The following is an 18,414-nucleotide window of genomic DNA, read 5'->3' on the forward strand; positions in this document are numbered from 1 at the left end:
TCCGCAGCCCTCCCGTTTCGCGCGAATCCATGTCCGACACCTCCCAACCCGCCCGCTGGCTGCCTTTCGTCGTCCTCGGCATCGGCCTCACCGCAATCTCCTTCGGCGCCATCTTCGCCCGCCTCGCCCAGGCTGAGGGTGTCAGCTCCCTTACCGTGGCGACCTGGCGCTTGGGGCTCGCGGCATTGATCATCACCCCGATCGCCCTGCTGCAATCGCGCCACGAACTGGCACGGCTCACCCGCAGGCAGATCGGCATGGCGCTGGTGGCGGGCTTCTTTCTCGCCCTGCACTTCGCTACCTGGATCAGTTCGCTGGAATACACCTCGGTCGCCTCCAGCACCGCGCTCGTCACCACCAACCCGCTCTGGATCGGCCTGGCTTCCTTCCTGATCTTCCGCGAGACCCCGACGCGGATGATGATCGGCGGCATCGCGCTGTCCTTCGCCGGCAGCCTGTTCATCTTCTGGAGCGACAGCCAGACCGCCGGCGCAGGCAGCAACCCGATGCTGGGCAACCTGCTGGCACTGATCGGGAGCTGGTGTTTTTCCGCCTACCTGTTGATCGGGCGCCGGCTGCGCGCCGGGCTCGGGTTGCCTGCCTACATCTGGCTGGCCTATGGCGCTGCGGCGCTGTTTCTCTTCGCCGCCAGCGGCGTGGGTGGGGTGGAGCTCATCGCCCTGTCGGGCACCGCCTGGCTGGTCCTGCTCGCAATGGCGGTGGGCCCGCAACTGCTCGGCCACACTGCCTACAACTGGTCGCTACGCTACGTGTCCGCCACCTTCGTCGCGGTGGTCACGCTCGGGGAACCGGTGGGTAGCGCGCTGATGGCCTTCCTCATTTTCGGCGAAGGCTTTGCGCCGCTGCAGTTCGTCGGTTTCAGCCTGCTGCTGGTGGGGATCTACCTGGCGGCAAAGGGCGAGAAGGGCTGAGCGCCTGGCAAGCCCACGCTAAAGTCTCGCGCAGCCGTGACGATAACTTGTCGTACCTGATCCAGGCGGCTGAATCGCCGCCCGAAGGATCCGCAGCACCTCACCGCCCGCACCAAGGAACGCAGATGGAACCCGCTACCCACATCCGCCCGTCCCGGGCGATCGCCAGCCGTCTCGGCGTCATCGTTGCCTTGCCGCTGCTCGTCATCATCGTCTTTGCCGTACTGCTGGGGCAGTCGGCCCAGGAGCGTTCGCACTCGGCCGAAACCACCGAGCGCCTGTCGAGGCTCAGCGCCGCGACCAGCGAGCTGATCCACCGCCTGCAGGTCGAGCGCGGTGCCACTGGCGGCTTCATCAGCTCATCGGGACAGCAGTTACGTGATGCCCTGCCTGGCTTCCGGCAGGTGACAGACACGGCAGTCGCACAGTTTCGTAGTCGACACCAGCAGACGATCACGGCAGACACCCCCGCGGCAGAGAAGCTTGTCGCCGACATCGAGGGGCATCTGCAGCAGCTCGCCGAGATCCGCACGCAGGCGCAGCAGCTGAGCATCGGCGCGGGCGAAAGCACCCGCTACTACACCAGCGTCATCAACGCGCTGATCCAGCTCGTGGGCACGGCCGCGCAGTTCAACACCGACCCGGTGATCGGGCAGCACGCCTCGGCGCTCGAAGCGCTCATCCGTGCGAAGGAAGCCGCCGGCCAGGAACGCGCCCTCGGCACTCAGGCCTTCGGCACGGACTGGGTCACCTCGGAGCAGTATCGCGCCATTCAGGAGCGCATCTACCGCCAGCAAGCCTTCTTCGAGATCTTCAACTCGATGGCGGGCACGGATGCCCAAGCGGTCCTGCGTGAGATCGAGGCCTCGCCCGAGCGCGAGGCCGTCGCGCGCATGCGCAACGTAATGAGCGAGCGCCAGGCCTACGGCGAATTCGGGATCCAGGGTGCGGAGTGGTTCGCAACCAGTACCGCCTACATCGACCGCCTCTACCGGCTCGAGCAGCAGGTCTGTGATGAGATCGCCGCAATGGCCGAACAACTGGTCGCGAAGAGCACGCAGACCCTGTCCGTCACCATCGGCCTGTCGGTCATCGCCATCGCCGCCACCTTGCTCATCTCGATCCTGCTCGGGCGCAGCATCAGCCGCCCGCTCACCCAGGCCGTGCAGATCGCGGAGCAGATCGCCAGCGACGAGGACTTCACCCGCCGCGTCCCGGTCGCCGGCGTAGCCGAGGTGCAGCGCACCGCGCAGGCCTTCAATCGCCTCATCGACAGCTTCCGCCAGATCCTGTCCGAAGCCCGCAGTTCCAGCCAAGGGGTGTCGTCCGCAGCCACGGCGATCTCGGCCTCGAGCGCACAGCTCAGCCGCAGCGCAGGCACCCAGGCCGAAGCTGCCGCAACCGTAGCCGCTGCTGCCACCGAGGTTTCGAGCAGCGTCAGCGAGACGGCATCGCGCGCCGCGGTGGCGGCCGAACTCGTCGACAAGGCCTCGGATGAAACGAAGGCAGCGCTGGGCATCATGCAGGAGATGGTCAAGCGCGTCGAAGATGCCGCCGGTCAGGTGCGCGCCTCGCAGGACGATGTCGAGTCCCTCGCCTCGAGCTCCAAGCAGATCGGCGGCATCGTCAGCGCCATCCGCGAAATCGCCGAACAGACCAACCTGCTCGCCCTCAACGCCGCGATCGAGGCCGCGCGCGCTGGGGAGCAGGGCCGCGGTTTCGCCGTGGTCGCGGACGAGGTGCGCAAGCTCGCCGAGCGCACGGCCGCATCCACCCAGGAGATCAGCGGCCTGATCGGTGAGATCCAGCAGCATATCGGCGGTACGGTCACCTCGATGCAGTCCGCGGGCGAGAACGTCAGCGGTAGCCTGGAGCTCGTATCGCGTACCGAGACGGCCCTGCGCAGCATCGGTGACAGTTCGGAGCAGGTTGCGCAGAGCGTGCAGGGCATGGCCGACGCCATCCGCGAGCAGGATCTTGCCATCCAGCAGGTCGCATCCAATGCCGAACGCATTGCCGCGATGACCGAGCAAAACAGCGGCTCGGCGCACGAAAGTGCAAGAACCGCAGAGGAACTCACCCGCGTCGCCACCGCGCTTTCTGGCCTGGTCGAGCGCTTCCGCACCTGAGCGGGGTGAATCTGTGGCCGAGATCCACCGCACGATATCGGGGATCTCGCCGCAGGCCTCTCATCGCTGGACCACCCGCAACAAATAACCAATAGTTCTTTTTAAAAGACATCAGAGCACTTCAACGCATTAAGGCTTTCCCGTAGTCTGCGCTCCGTCAACGCGTGCCCTGCCCACATCGGCGGCCCGTGCTTCGAATCGCATTCAAGGAAGGTCCGATCATGCTGAAGAAACTCGCACCCCTCGCGCTCGCACTCGCACTCACCGGCGGCAGCCTCACCCTCACCGCCCCCGCCCTCGCCAACCCGGACCTCGCCCACCCGGCCCACACGGCTGCCGCGACGACGGAGTCGCTCGCCGCCGCGCCTGCCCCGCTCCTGCAACCAGCAGCGCTGAAGGCCCTGCTCGGCGCCCCCGGGGTCCGCGTGCTCGACATCCGCGCCGACAAGGACTACGCCGCGGGCCACATCCCCGGCGCCATCCACACGCCTTACGGCAAGTTCCGCGGGCCGAAGGAGAACCCTGGCCAGCTGCAGTCGGAAGATGCCTTGACCGCATTGCTTCAGGTCGCAGGCATCGACCGCGACACACATGTGGTCGTCGCGCATGCGGGCGCCGACCACACCGACTTCGGCGCGGCCGCGCGCGTCTACTGGACGCTCAAGGTCGGTGGCCTGAGCCGGCTGTCCATTCTCGACGGCGGCACCAAGGCCTGGCAGGCTGCCGGCGGAGCGCTGGAAAGCGCAGTTCCGCAGGTGACGCCCACCCGGTTCGTCTATCGTTACGACCAGGAGCAGATCGTGACCAGCGACGAGCTCGCCGCGGCGCTGCAGTCCGGGAACACCCCCCTGCTCGTTGACGCCCGCCCGGCACGCTTCTTCAGCGGCGAGGCACGGGTAGATGCCGCCGCCCGGTACGGCACCCTCCCCGGGGCCAAGTCGTTCGACAATGCGCAGTTCTTCCCCAAGGGGGGCACCACACTCAAGCCCGCGAGCGAACTCAAGGCGCTGGTCGCCCTGTCCGGTGCGGACGCTGCACCGGCGGTCTCCTTCTGCAACACCGGCCACTGGGCGGCGACCAACTGGTTCGTGATGTCCGAGATCGCCGGCAACAAGTCGGTCAAGCTGTATCCGGCCTCGGTCGTGGAGTGGAGCCAGTCGGAGCGGGCGATGGAGAACCAGCCCTCGCGCGTGACGGCGCTGGTGCAGGACGTCAAGCGCGCGTTCGACAAGTAAGGGCGGGGAGGTTTCGATGCGTTGGATCAACCGCTCCTTCCTGATCGCCGGGGGGCTTGCCGGCGTGCTCGCGGTGACGCTGGCCGCCGGGGTACGCCAGGGGCTGCTCGCCCTGCTCGGCATCGGTTTCGGTGCCGTGCTGCAAGCTGCGCGCTTCGGCTTCACCACCGGCTGGCGCGATTACATCGAACGCCGCGACCCGCAGGGCCTGTGGGCGCAGATGCTGCTCATGGTCCTGGCAGCCGCACTGACCCTGCCGCTCATCGCCGGCAGCGGTGGTGAGCTCGTCGGCGCGGTGGCGCCGCTGACCATCAGCCTGGTGCTCGGGGCTTTCCTGTTCGGAGCAGCCATGCAGCTGGCCGACGGCTGCGGCTCCGGCACGCTCTACAAGGCCGGCTCGGGTTCGCCGCTGTCCTTCGTGGTGCTTCCCACCTTTGCCTTCGGCAGCTTCCTCGGCGCGTCCCACCAGCCCGCATGGGTCGAACTGGGCGGCCTGCCAGCGGTCGATCTGCTGGCATTCGGGTGGCCCACTGCGCTCGCGCTGACCACCATCGCCTGCGGCACGGTCGCCTGGTGGGCTGGCCGTGGTGCACGCAAGACGGCACCCGCCTCTGCCACACCTGCCTCTGCCACCTCTCCCGCAAGCGTTGCCGAACAGATCCTGCGCGCAGGTACCGCGAGCTTCGTGCCCGCAAGCTCACCCGCTCGCCCCACGCGCTGGGCGCGACGCTGGTGGCTGGGCGCGCTCTTGCTGGCGGTACTCTACCTGCTGCATCTCGTGGTCGCCGGCCAGCCTTGGGGCATCGTGTATGGCATGGGGGTGTGGGGCGCGAAAGCCATGGCTGCGCTTGGCTGGGACCCTTCCGGCGACGCATTCTGGGGCGCGGCCCCGCATGCACAGCGTCTGGTGGAGCCCATTCTTGCCGATGTGACCTCGGTAACGAACATCGGCCTGATCTATGGCGCGATCGCCGCATCCCGCTGGCGCGGCGCGGCCAGCTTCAGCCTGCCGTCCAGCCGGCGCTTCGCCGCGGCGGCCCTCGCCGGCCTCGTCATGGGCTACAGCGCACGCATGGCTTTCGGCTGCAACGTCGGCGCCTATCTGGGGGGCATCGCGTCGGCCAGCCTGCACGGCTGGGTATGGTTCGCACTCGCCTTCGCAGGATCGATCGTGGGCGTGCGCATTCGCCGTAGCATCAGTGCACAGGAGGCGTCCGCATGAACAAGACCACGCTCTTTCGCGCCGGCATGGCCCTGTTCTGGCTGCTGGCCCTGGGCCTGCTCATGGTCGATACAGCGACCAGCAGCAGCGTCCGGGTTGAACCCCCTCCGATCGCATTCGGCAGTGGAATGGCCGCGTCGGGCGGGCACTGCTCCGGGCGTTGAGCCCGCGCCCGCGTACCTCAGAGCAGCCCGTTGCTGCCCGCCAGCCACAGCAGCCCACCGAGCAGGCCGACCCCGACCCCGCCCATGCCCACGGCGGCCTTGCGCGCAAGCGCGGGGCCGCCGATCACGGCCGCCATGCCCAGCTTGAACCCAAGGTTGGCAAGCATCGCGATGCCGATCGCCGTCACCGTGACCTCCAGCGCCAGGCGCTCCAGCGCGAAGAGTCGCAGACTGGAAAGGGTGATCGCATCGACGTCGGTCAGGCCGGAGATCAGGGCCAGCACGTAGAGGCCGCGGCTGCCCGCGTAGTCGGACAATGCGGCAGCGGCCAGCAGCACGAGGGCATAGAGCGCGCCAAACCCGAGTGCGGTCTTGAGTTCGGCAGGGTTGGACGTGGAAGGCACGACCGGCTCGCTGCGCTCGAGCATCTGCCGCCAGTGCCAGATCGCAGCCAGCCCGCCGAGCAGAAGCGCCGGAGCGATGATCCGCATCAGCGCCCCCGCCACCGAGGGCGCAACCAGCGTGGCAACGACCCCGACGCGCAACACCATGACGAGGTTGGCCATCACGATCACCAGCGCCGCCATCGCGTTCATGCTTGGCAGCTCGCGCGCCTGGCGCGCATAGAGCACCGTGGTCGCCGTACTCGAAGCCAGCCCTCCGAACACCCCCACAAAGACCGCCCCATAGCGCACCCCGGCCAGTTGCAGCGCGGTATAGCCGGCGAGCCCTACCCCGGCGATCAGCACCACCATCCACCAGATCTGCTTCGGATTGAGCGCGCCATAGGGACCCATCTCCTCGTTCGGCAGAATGGGCAGGATCACCAGCGAGAGCACGCCAAACTGCAGGATCGAGATCCAGTCCCGGCTGTCGAGACGCGTCGCCATGCCACGCAACTGCGCCTTGAAGTACAGCAGTACGGTCGCCCCCACGGCGAGCATCACCGCCTGCTGCGCATGGCCGAGCCATGTCGCCGCCCCCAGCCCGTAGCACAGCACCAGCGCTGCAACCGAGGTGGTGCCCGGATCGGTGGGGTCGGGATGGCGCAGATAGGCGGCGATGATGGTGGCCCCCACGATCAGCAGGCCGGCGACGAAGGGCAGACCGCTGCCGAAGGCTTCCCCGAGCATGGTCATCAACGCGCCCAACAGACCGACCAGTGCAAAGGTGCGCAGGCCGGCGCGTGAGGAGGGCACGCGCTCGCGCTCGAGGCCGATCAGCAGACCGATGCCGGTTGCGATCAGGAAGGCCTCGATCTGGTCGGTATTGGCAGTCAGGAGGTCGGACATGGCGCTCGGGCGGATCGCCGCCGGGTCGATCTGGGTCGGACCATGATACGCGCCGGAGCGCGGTGGGTGCAGCCGTTGCCGCGGCGGGATAGCATTGCGCCCTCGCCCCTGCCCTGCCGAAGAGGACGCCATGCAGTTGCTGCTCATCGAGGACGACCCCACCCTTGCCGAGGGCGTCGCGGAGTTCCTCCGCGGCCAAGGCGACGAGGTCAGCGTCGAGCATGACGGCCTGACCGCAGACCGCCTCCTGCAGGCCGCGCCCTTCGACTTCGTCCTCGCCGACGTCGGCCTGCCCGGGCTGAACGGCTACGAGCTCGTGCGCCGCATGCGCAAACGCGGGCAGCGCATGCCGGTGATCCTCATCACCGCGCGCGATGCGCTCGACGACCGCATCTACGGGCTCGACCTGGGCGCCGACGACTACCTGGTCAAACCCTTCGAGCTGGCCGAGCTGAGTGCGCGCATGCGCGCCGTCCAGCGGCGTGGTGGCAGCGCGGCAGCGCCGGCGGTCGGCTTCGGCCCGCTGGTGCTCGACGTCGAAGGCCGACTGGCCGAGTTGGCCGGCGAGCCGCTCGCCCTCAGCGGGCGGGAGTGGGAGGTGCTCGAAGCCCTGGTACGCGCAGACGGACGCACCGTGCCTAGAGAACGACTGCAGGGCGAAGGCAGCAGCAATGCGCTGGAGGTCTACGTCTCGCGCCTGCGCCCCCGCCTCGAAGCGGCGGGCCTGCTGATCCGCACCGTACGCGGCTTCGGCTACCGGCTGGAGCGCGCCAGGGAGCGTCCCGCCGGTGCAGACTAGCCTTCGCCGCACGCTCTTCAGCAGCCTCGCCGCACCCACCCTCGTGCTCCTCCTCACCGCAGGCGCGGTCGCCTACAGCAGCGCGAGATGGGTGGTCGGCAATGCCTACGACGCCAACCTCCTCAACCTCGCACAGGCCATCGCCACCCATGTACATGCGACACCCGACGGCCTGGCGCTCCGCCTCGCACCCGAGGTGGAAGCTGCCGTGCGCACCGACGCCGTCGACCGCATCTACTTTCGTGTTCGCGAACGGCAGGGGCGCGTGCTCGGCGGCGACGCCGGGTTGCCGCTGCTCGATGACCTCGACGCGCTCTCCAGCCTGCCGATCCCCTACACGCCGGTCGGCAGGGAACCCACCTACCCCATACTACCCACCGTACCCGCCGCACGCCCCGTCTTTCGCGACCTGACCCACGCCGGTCAGCCCATCCGCGCGGTCCGGCTGTACCGCAGCCAAGGCTCCGCCGGTTTCTACGTCACGGTGGCGGAAACCCTCGGCAAGCGCGACGAGGCCATGGGCCGGCTGGTCGCCGGGTTTTCGTGGGCAGCGCTGCTGCTGCTGATCGCCGCTGGCGTGGCGGCACGCTTCGGCATCCCCAGCGGCCTCGCGCCGCTCGCGCGCCTCGAGCGCTCGCTGCGCGCCCGCTCGGGCACGGACCTGTCACCCATCGACCCGGCCGGCGTGCCACAGGAAGTACGCGAGGTGATCGGCGCGCTCAATGGCCTGCTCGACCGCCTGCGTGCCGCCAACGCACAGCAGCGCAGCTTCCTGCAGGATGCCGCGCACCAGCTGCGCACCCCGCTCGCCGGCCTGCAGGTTCAGCTCGAGCTGCTCGAGTCACGCCCAGCGGACGCGGCAGCGCGCGCCCGCCTGCGGCACTCGGTTGCCCGCATCACCCGGCTCGCCAACCAGCTGCTCGCACTCGCGCGCGCCGAGGCGGGAGAGCGCCTGATGGCCGACGCCACCGAGGTCGATCTCGCCGCGTTGATCGATGCGATGGTCGAGGACTGGGTGGAGCGCGCCGACGCACGCCAGATCGACCTTGGGATCGAGCGCGAACCGTTACGCATCGCTGGAGACCCGACCTTGCTTCAGGAGCTGATCGCCAACCTCATGGACAATGCGCTGAAGTACGGGCGCACGCACGGTACCGTCAGCCTGCGCTGCGCGCGCACAGGGGAATCGGTACTGATCGAGGTCTGTGACGATGGACCGGGTATTCCGCCCGTCGTGCGCGAACAGGTTTTCGAGCGCTTCTACCGCCATGCCGGTACCGCTGCAGCCAGCGGCAGCGGGCTGGGTCTGTCGATCGCGCGCGAGATCGTCCATAGCCATGGTGGCCGCATCGACATCGACGACGGACCCCAGGGCTGCGGCACCTGCGTGCGCGTCCGGCTCCCGCTCCATCCGCGGCCCGCCCCCTGAAAAGACCGCGGGGCGGCGAGCCTGCGCCCACCGCCCCGCGGTCGAATCCGCCGGCCGGTCGCCCCCGCACGGGAGCGACCGACCCAGCCTGCGGCTTAGTGCGACGAGGCTGCCGCGGCGCCGATGCCGGTCTCCGAACGCACCTTCTGCGCGAGGTACCCGGCGCGGTCAGCCTTGGCCCGCGCGCTGTTGTCGAGGATGGAGAACAGCCAGATGCCGATGAAGCCTGCCGCCATCGAGAACAGCGCCGGCGACGCGTAGGGGAACAGCGCCGAACCCTTCGGGTTGCCGAGCGTGGCCTCCCACACCGAGGGCGATACGATGGTCAGCGCCACCGCGGTGATCAGGCCGAGGAAACCGCCGATGGTCGCACCGCGCGTGGTGCAATCCTTCCACAACACCGACATGAACAGCACCGGGAAGTTGGCCGAGGCCGCAATCGCGAAGGCGAGCGACACCATGAAGGCGATGTTCTGCTTCTCGAACGCGATGCCCAGGATGACCGCGATGAAGCCCAGCACCAGCGTGGTGATGCGCGAGACCTTCAGCTCGGAAGCCGAGTCGGCGTTGCCCTTCTTGAATACCGTGGCGTACAGGTCGTGCGACACCGCCGAGGCACCCGAAAGGGTCAGGCCGGCCACCACCGCAAGGATGGTCGCGAACGCCACCGCGGAGATGAAGCCGAGGAAGATGTTGCCGCCCACCGCATTGGCAAGGTGGATCGCAGCCATGTTGCCACCGCCGATCAGACCACCCTTGCCATCCAGGAAGTCCGGATTGGTCGACACCAGCACGATCGCGCCGAAGCCGATGATGAAGGTGAGAATGTAGAAGTAGCCGATCCAGGTGGTTGCCCAGAACACCGACTTGCGCGCCTCCTTGGCATCCGGCACGGTGAAGAAGCGCATCAGCACGTGCGGCAGGCCCGCCGTGCCGAACATCAGCGCCATGCCGAACGAGATCGCCGAGACGGGATCCTTGATGAAGGAGCCCGGGCCCATGATCGCCTGGCCGATAGCGGCCGCTTCTTCCGCACTCTTGCCGCCGGCGATCGCGGTTTCCACCTTGATGCGCACCGCATCGGCAAACATCGCCTCAGGGGAAAAGCCATAGGCGAGCAGCACCATGAAGGCCATGAAGCTCGCGCCGGCAAGCAGCAGGCAGGCCTTGATGATCTGCACCCAGGTGGTCGCGGTCATGCCGCCGAACAGCACATAGACCATCATCAGCGCACCGACGATGACCACCGCCATCCAGTATTCCAGGCCGAACAGCAGCTTGATGAGCTGGCCCGCACCGACCATCTGCGCGATCAGGTAGAAGGCCACCACGACCAGGGTGCCCGAGGCCGCGAAGGCGCGGATCGGGGTCTGCTGAAAGCGGTAGGCCGCCACGTCGGCGAAGGTGAACTTGCCGAGGTTGCGCAGGCGCTCGGCCATCAGGAAGGTGATCACCGGCCAGCCGACCAGGAAGCCGATCGAGTAGATCAGGCCGTCGTAGCCGTTCATCATCACCGCGGCCGAGATGCCCAGGAAGGAGGCCGCCGACATGTAGTCGCCGGCGATCGCCAGTCCGTTCTGGAAGCCGGTGATGCCACCGCCGGCGGTGTAGAAGTCGGACGCCGACTTGGTCTTGGAGGCCGCCCACTTGGTGATGTACAGCGTGCCGAGGACGAACAAGCCGAACATCATGATCGCCGTCCAGTTGGTCGCCTGCTTCTCGGCCTGGCCGAGATCGCCGCCCGCAGCGAACACGACTGCGGGCGCAAGTGCAAACGCAAACGCAGCTGCGAGCTTCAGAAGGGTCGTGATCATTTGCCCACCTCCTCGACGATCTCGCGGGTCAGGCGGTCGAATTCGGAGTTCGCGCGCCGCACGTAGAAGCCGGTGATGAGGATGGTGAAGAAGATCACCCCGAGGCCGACCGGGATGCCGACCGTCATCACGCCATCGCCCAGGCGGGCGGCGAGCATCTCCTTGTCGAAGGCGATGACTGCGATGTAGCCGTAGTACACCACCATCATGATCGCGGTGAGGATCCAGCCGAAGCTGGAGCGCGTGCGTACCAGGCGCTGGTACTTGGGGTTTGCGGCGATTCGTATCGCCATGTCGTCCTTCATCTCTCCCTCCTCCGTAGCGGTCCGGACGCTCGTCCGGCTGCCGGCAAGGTAGGCCGAGAGGCTTACATTCTGCTTACTCGCTCATAAAAAACTCTTTTATTTACAGATGCTTAACGAATCCTTAAAGAATGCTTAAGCCATCTCCCCGACAAGCGACGAAGACACGCCGATCGCCGGGAAACGGCCCGCTCCGGCCCGACCTGCACATGGGCAAGCTCAAGGCCCGGGCAGGAAGCGCACGAACTCCGCCGGCAGCGGTGCGTTCTCCAGGCTGCGCTGGGCAAACAGGAAGCGGCCGTCGCAGACAAAACCGAGATCGCCCCAATCGACTGCGTTGAGCGCATCGCGGAAGGCCTCGATGTCGACATCCGCGCGACGCGGAAAGACCGCCATCACCGCACCGTCGTAGTCCCTGCACGGATGCACGAAGAAGGGCTTGGCAACGCGCGTCTTGCCATTCACGTACACCCGCGGCTGCGTGCTGCGGTAGTGCAGCCTGCCCCACATCCACCAGTTCGACTCGTCGAACTTCGTCACCTTGCGCTGCAACAGGCGCGCCTGGTGCGGCAGCAGCGCCTGGGGCGGTGGCTCGCCGGGCTCGGAAAAGATCATGCGCCGCGTCTGGCCGGTGCGGACGGTGTGCGAGCACACGAACTCGCGGTTGCCCTGCAGCGGGCTGGTGTAGAGCTCGTCCGCCCCGGACACCGCACCCACCTTGACGAAGGCCACGTCCGACAGCCGCAGCGGATAGTCGCCACGCGCGAACATCAGGTGGCCGGCGCATTCGATGAAGTGGCGCGTGTCCCAGCCGGGTGCGGCGAGCGCGGCAGCCAGATCATCGCCCGCGCCAATCTCGCAATGATTCAGGCTGCGCTCGGCACAGCCCTTCTCGAAGCGCCAGATCAGGCAGTTCGGCACGGCATCGGGGAACACGCGCGCGTCGCCGAGCTCGATCGCGTCGGTGATCGAGCCCGCCTCGAACAGCAGACGGTTGAGCTTCACCGCCGAAGTCGCCTTGAGGAAGTCGCGCGGCGTGATGAAGATCAGCTCGCCACCGGGCTTGAGGTGGCGCAGGCACTTGTCGATGAAGAACAGGTAGAGATTGGCGCGCTTGTCCAGGCACGCGCCGTAGCCGCCCCGCGCAATCAGGGCCCGGGTGGCAGCCGGGATGTCCTGACATCGCACATAGGGCGGATTGCCGATGATGGTGTCGAACTGCTCGTGATCGGGGTAGGCGAAGAAGTCGATCGCCTGCGCGCCGGGCGGGCAGTGGTCGGGGTCGAGTTCGAGCCCCACGGCCCCCGGAAGATGGCGGAGGAAGGCGCCATCGCCGCATGAGGGCTCGAGCACGCGGCCGGTGTTGCGGCGCAATGCGAGCATCGCGCGCACCACCGGCTCGGGGGTGAAGATCTGCCCGAGCGCGGCGACGTCGCGCAGGCCGAGGGCAAGCTGGGCGGCGGGGAGCGAAATGGGTGTCTGCATGGACGGCGATGTTACCAAGCCAGCGGACGCCCCGGGCGAGGACCCACGCACTTGCCTATACTTCCGCTACCGGCGCCGCAGCGAAAGCGCCCCTCCGCGTTGAACGACAACTCCACACCACAAGGAGCCCGCATGTCCCACTGGTACCCCGACAACACCGAATCCATCGGCCACACCCCGCTCGTCCGTCTCAACCGCGTCACCGACGGTGCCCAGGCCACCGTGCTCGCCAAGATCGAGGGCCGCAACCCGGCCTTCTCGGTGAAGTGCCGCATCGGCACCTCGATGGTGAAGGACGCCGAAGCCCACGGCCGCCTCGGCCCGGGCAAGGAGATCGTCGAGCCGACCAGCGGCAACACCGGCATCGCGCTCGCCTTCGTGTGCGCGGCGCGCGGCATCCCGCTCACGCTGACGATGCCCGAGACCATGAGCGTCGAGCGCCGCAAGCTGCTGGTGGCCTATGGCGCCAAGCTGGTACTGACCGAAGGCGCCAAGGGCATGAACGGGGCGATCGCGAAGGCGCAGGAGATCGTCGCCTCCGACCCGGATCGCTACGTGCTGCTGCAGCAGTTCGAGAACCCGGCCAATCCGGCGATCCACGAGGTCACCACCGGCCCGGAGATCTGGAACGACACCGACGGCGCGATCGACATCCTGGTCTCGGGCGTCGGCACCGGCGGCACCATCACCGGCATCTCGCGCTACATCAAGCGCGTGCGCGGCAAGGCGATCCAGTCGATCGCAGTGGAACCCGCCGCCAGCCCGGTGATCAGCCAGACCCTGGCCGGCCAGCCGCTCACCCCCGCGCCGCACAAGATCCAGGGCCTGGGCGCCGGCTTCGTGCCCAAGGTGCTGGACCTGTCGCTGGTCGATGGCGTCGAGCAGGTGACCAACGAGGACGCGGTCCTCTACGCCCGCCGCCTGGCGCGCGAGGAAGGCATCCTCGCCGGCATCTCCTGCGGCGCGGCCACTGCGGCTGCGGTTCGCCTGGCACAGCGGCCAGAGAACGCGGGCAAGACCATCGTGGTGATCCTGCCGGATTCGGGCGAGCGCTATCTGAGCTCGATCCTGTTCGAGGGAATGTTCGACGAGAAGGGCTTGGCGATCTGACGAGGCCATGACGATCCGCGTGCGCCGTGCCTACGACCCGAGCGCAGCCGGGGACGGCTGCCGCGTGCTCGTCGACCGCCTCTGGCCACGCGGGTTGGCGCGTGACGAGGCGCAGATCGACCACTGGCTGCGCGAGCTCGCACCATCGAACGAACTGCGTCGATGGTTCGCACACGACGCTGAGCGCTGGGATGCATTTTGCCAGCGCTATGCCGAGGAACTACAGTCGCCCTCGACCAGCGTGGCACTCGCCGAACTGCGCCAGCTCATCACCACGCAGCCAACCGTCACCCTTCTATACGGCGCGCGCGACGCGGAACACAACAATGCCCAAGCCCTCCGCCTGTGGCTGCAGGCGCACGACAGCGCACGCTGAAAGTCTTCAGCGCCACATGTCCCGCATCTTCGCTGCGAGGTCGATCGCCGCCTGGCGCGATGCGGGCGAGCCCTGCAGTTCCGGCGGCGGAGGCGGCCAGCTGATCTGCTCGAAGTGCCCCAGCAGGCGGTTGGGGATGAAACGCGTGCGGCCCGCATACAGGTGGCGGTCGCCCATGCCCATCTGCTGGGTGACGTAGAAGCGCTGCGGCACGATGAGGTCGAGGCTGTCCTTCGCCCGCGTCATCGCCACGTACAGCAGGCGGCGCTCCTCCTCGATCTCGGCGCTGTTGCGGGTGGCGACGTCGGACGGGATGCAGCCGTCTACCACGTTGAGCACGCTCACAGCGTTCCACTCCTGCCCCTTGGCCGAATGCATCGTCGACAGGATCAGGTAGTCCTCGTCGAGCAGCGGCATACCGGCTTCACCGCTGGTGGCGCTGGGCGGATCGAGGGTGAGCTCGGTGAGGAAGCGCTGGCGGCTGGGGCTGGTGGCGGCGATACGGGCGAGCTGCTGGATGTCGAGCACACGCAGCGCAAAGTCGTCGTACAGGCGCGGCATCTGGGCCTCGTACCAGCGGCAGGCGAGTTCGAAGTCGACCGGCCAGGCGGGGCAGCCGCTGGCAAACCTGCCGCCCGCGTCGTGTGCGCGCGGCTCGGCCAAGGCCGCCGAGGCAGCGGCCGGGTCGGCAGCGGCGATACGTCCTGCAAGGCGGTCGATCAAGGCCGCAAACGCCTGCCAGCCTGCGCGTGCCGCCTCGGGCACCGGCTGCTCGGCGAGCAGCGCGCAGCCCTCGGGCGCGGCGCAGACGTTGTCGAGCACCCGGCCAGCGGTCCTGGGGCCGATGCCGGCGAGCAGCTGGATGGCGCGGAAGCCCGAGATGCGGTCGCGCGGGTTTTCAGCCCAGCGCAGCAGCGCAAGCACATCCTTGACGTGAGCGGCCTCCAGGAACTTGAGCCCGCCGAACTTCACGAACGGGACATTGCGCCGGGTGAGCTCCATCTCCAGACGCGCGCTGTGCGCCGAGGCGCGGAACAGCACTGCCTGCTGCTTGAGCTTCAGCCCCTCCTCACGCCGCGCCAGCAAGGTGTCCACGACGAAGGCCGCCTGGTCGGCGTCGTCCTTGACCGACACCAGGCGCGGGCGCTGGGTGGATGCGCGATCGGACCACAGGTTCTTGGTGAAGCGCTCCGCGGCAAGCGCGATCACCGCATTGGCGGCTTCCAGGATCGGCTTGGTGGAGCGGTAGTTCTGCTCCAGCGTCACCATTCTCGCCGGCGGGTCGAACGCGGCGGGAAAATCTAGGATGTTGCGCACGGTGGCACCGCGGAAGGCGTAGATCGACTGTGCGTCATCGCCGACCACGGTCAGGCCGCGGCCATCGGGCTTCATTGCGAGCAGGATCGACGCCTGCAGGAGGTTGGTGTCCTGGTATTCGTCGACCAGCACATGATCGAACAAGCCGCCGATCTCGGCTCCGAGCGTGGGCTCGGCCACCATCTGCGCCCAGTACAGCAGCAGGTCGTCGTAATCGAGCACCTGCTGCGCCTGCTTGGCTTCGACGTAGGCGCGGAACAGGCGCTTGAGCGCATCCTCCCACGCCGCGCACCACGGGAAGCTCGCCTGCAGCACCTCGGCCAGCGGCGCCTGCGTGTTGACCGCCGCCGAGTAGATCGCCAGGCAGGTGCCCTTCTGCGGAAAACGCTGTTTGGTCGCCGACAGGCCCAGTTCGTGGCGCGCCAGGTTCATCAGGTCGGCGGAATCTTCACGGTCGTGGATGGTGAAACCGGGGTCGACTCCGATGCGCCCGGCGTACTCGCGCAACAGGCGCGCGCCGAGGGCGTGGAAGGTGCCGGACCAGTTCAGTTGGGCCTGCGCCGGGCCAGGCCGGCCAGCCGACATTTCTGCCAGGATGCGCCGCACCCGACGCCCCATCTCGTCAGCCGCGCGACGCGAGAAGGTGAGCAGCAGGATGCGGCCGGGATCGGCACCGTGGGCGATGAGGTGCGCGACACGGTGGGCCAGCGTGTTGGTCTTGCCCGAGCCGGCGCCAGCAATCACCAACAGCGGCGGCGGAGGGTCCCCACCCGCCCCGCCACCCAGACCATGCAGAACGGCTTCACGCTGGGCCGCATTGAGCGCAGCGAGCGGATCGTCAGGATTTCCGACAGCAGAAACTCGATCGGAAGAGCGGGGGGCAGCAAGCATGCCTGTAATTGTATTCAGTCCTGCATTGCTTCGGTAGCGCTCTTTCCATGCACGCGGCGCCCCACGTCCGCCCCTGCGCTCAGGCCTGTGCCGGCTTTGCGCCGCCATCGCAGCACACGCACCCCCTCCCAGCCTGCTTGGCCTCGTACATCCACCGGTCCGCATCCCGGATCAGCGCTTCCAGGTCGGGATGCTCCGCACGTTCTGCCACGCCCACGCTGGCACTCAACGGCAGGTGCCGCCCCTCATGCACCACCTCGGCGGTGCGAATGGCCTCCAGCAGACGCAGACCGCTTGCCCTGGCCTGCCCCAACCCGGTGTCTGGCAGCAGCACCACGAACTCCTCACCGCCCCAGCGCGCGATGAGATCGGCTGCCCGGCACCCCTGCTCGAGCGTGCGCGCAACCGCGACCAGAGCCGCATCGCCTGCCGCATGCCCGAAGCGGTCGTTGAGCACCTTGAAGTGGTCCAGATCAAGCACGATCACGGACAGGGGCGATCCGCGCGTCAGCGCCGTCTGCCAGGCCTGGGCAGCCTCCACAGCGAAAGCACGGCGGTTACGCAGTCCGGTGAGCGGGTCAGTGGAAGCGAGATACTCCGCACGCAGGCGCTCACCGCGCAGCCTGCGCATGCGATAGGCCAGCGCAAGCGTCAACACCGTGCCATCCACGGCAATCCCGATCTCCGCCGCGTGCAGGGCCCACGGCGAATAAGGCAAGCCTTGCCATACCGCCAGGGTGGTAGTCGCCGTGCCTGCCATCGCGATCAGCGCACCGGCAAGGAAATAGGGCGCCGCGATGCGGTCATGCCGGACGCTGACCACGCCGATCCAGGCCATCGCCACCGCCAAGGCCAGCGTGAACACGAAGGCTAGCACCCCCGCTGCCGCCTGCAGTTCGAACACGACGCACAGGGCCATCGCCGACGCCCCCCCGAAAACAAGAGCGCGGGCGAGCCGGTACAGGCCTGGCAGGCTACTCGCCAGCCCCAGAAAGCTACTTGCGAAACGCAGGCCCATGCAGCTGAAAAGCACCATCATCGCCAGGATCACGTAGCGCTGCACCACGGGCTGTTCCGGCCACAGCCAGATCTGGCCGTGCCCGGAATAGGCGATGCTGAGCAGCGCGAAACTCCCCACATAGAGCACGTAGTCGAGCTGGCTGCGATCGCGCAGGCCCAGGAAGAGCATCAGGTTGTAGACCAGAAGCACCAACAGGTAGCCGTACAGCAGCCCATAGCCATAGTCGTGTGCGCGCAGCATCTGCCGTGCCTCGGCGGGTTCGAGCAGCCTCAGCGGAGCACTAGGGGGTCGGCCGAGGCCGCACGCACAAGGATCTCCGTCACCCCCGGAGAAAAATCGTGCTCGATCCGATAGCCCACGCTGCCCACTGGAGCCTGCAAGCCGCGCTCGCCATCGCCGGCCGCCACCTGCAGGACCACCCGCCCTTCCCGCAAGATGAAGACATCCAGCCGATCGGTCCAGGGCGCTCCGAAGAACAATTGTCGCGCTTGCACCACCGCGTTGCGGTTCTCCAGCGCGAGATGCAGCCACACCGGTGCTGCGCCGATCCCGAACTTCGGCACCGCAGCATCCGCCGCGACGAAGCGCCCCTCGCGCTGCGCCGCCAGCGCTTCCTCCACGCTCATCACCGATGCCTGCTCCAGCAGCAGGCTGGCATGGCGCCCGACCGGCCCTCCCCCGAGCACATCGAGCGGCACGGCCGGCCGCGCGAGGGTGCTCCACAACAGCAGGAGCAGACCGAAGGTCCAAGCCAAGCGGCTTGCCCCCCGGGCCGGACATCCCGCGTGTGAAGCGAACGCGATCATGCTGCGCGCGCCACGGCAGGCAAGTCTGGAGACGAGCGGGGCTCCCACGGGAACCTGCCGAAACACGCGGCCTGCGGGATCGTCATTCTC

At 67.8% G+C, this 18,414-nt stretch carries 16 protein-coding genes; 9 read left to right on the plus strand and 7 right to left on the minus strand.

From position 1 onward, the window contains the following. The first annotated feature begins 29 nt into the window (after window positions 1-29). From ACNKW1_RS07230 to ACNKW1_RS07250, 5 genes are all read left to right on the plus strand, one after another. Window positions 30-932: a DMT family transporter gene (locus ACNKW1_RS07230; RefSeq protein WP_418363926.1), complete on the plus strand. Its 903-nt coding sequence runs from the start codon at window positions 30-32 to the stop codon at window positions 930-932. 125 nt (window positions 933-1,057) lie between these two features. Beyond that, entirely contained in the window at window positions 1,058-3,061 is a 2,004-nt protein-coding gene (locus ACNKW1_RS07235) for a methyl-accepting chemotaxis protein (RefSeq protein WP_418363927.1), read from the plus strand. Window positions 3,062-3,282: 221 nt separating this feature from the next. After that, window positions 3,283-4,296 carry a sulfurtransferase gene (locus ACNKW1_RS07240; RefSeq protein ID WP_418363928.1) on the plus strand — a complete coding sequence of 338 codons (1,014 nt, stop codon included), beginning with the start codon at window positions 3,283-3,285 and terminating at the stop codon, window positions 4,294-4,296. A 16-nt stretch (window positions 4,297-4,312) separates the two neighbouring features. Then, a complete protein-coding gene (locus ACNKW1_RS07245; protein WP_418363929.1) occupies window positions 4,313-5,518 on the plus strand; it encodes a YeeE/YedE family protein in 1,206 nt (401 codons plus the stop codon). Continuing rightward, on the plus strand, window positions 5,515-5,682 hold the full coding sequence (locus ACNKW1_RS07250; protein WP_418363930.1) for a hypothetical protein: 168 nt from the start codon (window positions 5,515-5,517) through the stop codon (window positions 5,680-5,682). Before ACNKW1_RS07245 ends, ACNKW1_RS07250 begins: the two co-directional genes overlap by 4 nt. A 17-nt stretch (window positions 5,683-5,699) precedes the next feature. Here ACNKW1_RS07250 and ACNKW1_RS07255 read toward each other — a convergent pair whose 3' ends face one another. Beyond that, window positions 5,700-6,974 carry an MgtC/SapB family protein gene (locus ACNKW1_RS07255; protein ID WP_418363931.1) on the minus strand — a complete coding sequence of 425 codons (1,275 nt, stop codon included), beginning with the start codon at window positions 6,972-6,974 and terminating at the stop codon, window positions 5,700-5,702. A 130-nt stretch (window positions 6,975-7,104) separates the two neighbouring features. Between ACNKW1_RS07255 and ACNKW1_RS07260 the strand changes: the two genes are divergently transcribed. Both ACNKW1_RS07260 and ACNKW1_RS07265 read left to right on the plus strand, forming a co-directional pair. Next, window positions 7,105-7,773: a response regulator transcription factor gene (locus ACNKW1_RS07260; RefSeq protein ID WP_418363932.1), complete on the plus strand. Its 669-nt coding sequence runs from the start codon at window positions 7,105-7,107 to the stop codon at window positions 7,771-7,773. Continuing rightward, the gene (locus ACNKW1_RS07265) at window positions 7,763-9,202 is read left to right on the plus strand and encodes an ATP-binding protein (protein WP_418363933.1); all 1,440 of its coding nucleotides are present in this window, start codon (window positions 7,763-7,765) and stop codon (window positions 9,200-9,202) included. The genes ACNKW1_RS07260 and ACNKW1_RS07265 overlap by 11 nt, the downstream gene beginning before the upstream one ends. A gap of 95 nt (window positions 9,203-9,297) precedes the next feature. Here the strand turns inward: ACNKW1_RS07265 and ACNKW1_RS07270 are convergent, their stop codons facing one another. The 3 genes from ACNKW1_RS07270 to ACNKW1_RS07280 form a co-directional block, all read right to left on the minus strand. Next, window positions 9,298-11,016, minus strand: coding sequence for a cation acetate symporter (locus tag ACNKW1_RS07270; protein WP_418363934.1), 1,719 nt, complete (start codon window positions 11,014-11,016; stop codon window positions 9,298-9,300). Next, window positions 11,013-11,321, minus strand: coding sequence for a DUF485 domain-containing protein (locus ACNKW1_RS07275; RefSeq protein WP_418363935.1), 309 nt, complete (start codon window positions 11,319-11,321; stop codon window positions 11,013-11,015). Before ACNKW1_RS07275 ends, ACNKW1_RS07270 begins: the two co-directional genes overlap by 4 nt. Before the next feature lie 216 nt (window positions 11,322-11,537). After that, window positions 11,538-12,803: an Eco57I restriction-modification methylase domain-containing protein gene (locus ACNKW1_RS07280; protein ID WP_418363936.1), complete on the minus strand. Its 1,266-nt coding sequence runs from the start codon at window positions 12,801-12,803 to the stop codon at window positions 11,538-11,540. 132 nt (window positions 12,804-12,935) lie between these two features. On the opposite strand from ACNKW1_RS07280, the gene cysK reads away from it, so the two are divergent. After that, the gene (cysK, locus tag ACNKW1_RS07285) at window positions 12,936-13,913 is read left to right on the plus strand and encodes a cysteine synthase A (RefSeq protein ID WP_418363937.1); all 978 of its coding nucleotides are present in this window, start codon (window positions 12,936-12,938) and stop codon (window positions 13,911-13,913) included. Between the two features lie 7 nt (window positions 13,914-13,920). Continuing rightward, complete coding sequence (locus ACNKW1_RS07290; protein ID WP_418363938.1) at window positions 13,921-14,289, plus strand: DUF488 domain-containing protein; 369 nt, start codon at window positions 13,921-13,923, stop codon at window positions 14,287-14,289. A 6-nt stretch (window positions 14,290-14,295) separates the two neighbouring features. Here the strand turns inward: ACNKW1_RS07290 and ACNKW1_RS07295 are convergent, their stop codons facing one another. From ACNKW1_RS07295 to ACNKW1_RS07305, 3 genes are all read right to left on the minus strand, one after another. Next, the gene (locus tag ACNKW1_RS07295; RefSeq protein WP_418363939.1) at window positions 14,296-16,497 is read right to left on the minus strand and encodes an ATP-dependent helicase; all 2,202 of its coding nucleotides are present in this window, start codon (window positions 16,495-16,497) and stop codon (window positions 14,296-14,298) included. Window positions 16,498-16,576: 79 nt separating this feature from the next. Beyond that, entirely contained in the window at window positions 16,577-17,758 is a 1,182-nt protein-coding gene (locus ACNKW1_RS07300) for a diguanylate cyclase (protein WP_418363940.1), read from the minus strand. A gap of 29 nt (window positions 17,759-17,787) precedes the next feature. Next, on the minus strand, window positions 17,788-18,273 hold the full coding sequence (locus ACNKW1_RS07305; RefSeq protein WP_418363941.1) for a 7TM-DISM domain-containing protein: 486 nt from the start codon (window positions 18,271-18,273) through the stop codon (window positions 17,788-17,790). Between the last annotated feature and the right edge of the window lie 141 nt (window positions 18,274-18,414).

This window comes from Thauera sp. WH-2 (assembly GCF_048321015.1).
Classification (GTDB): Bacteria; Pseudomonadota; Gammaproteobacteria; order Burkholderiales; family Rhodocyclaceae; genus Thauera.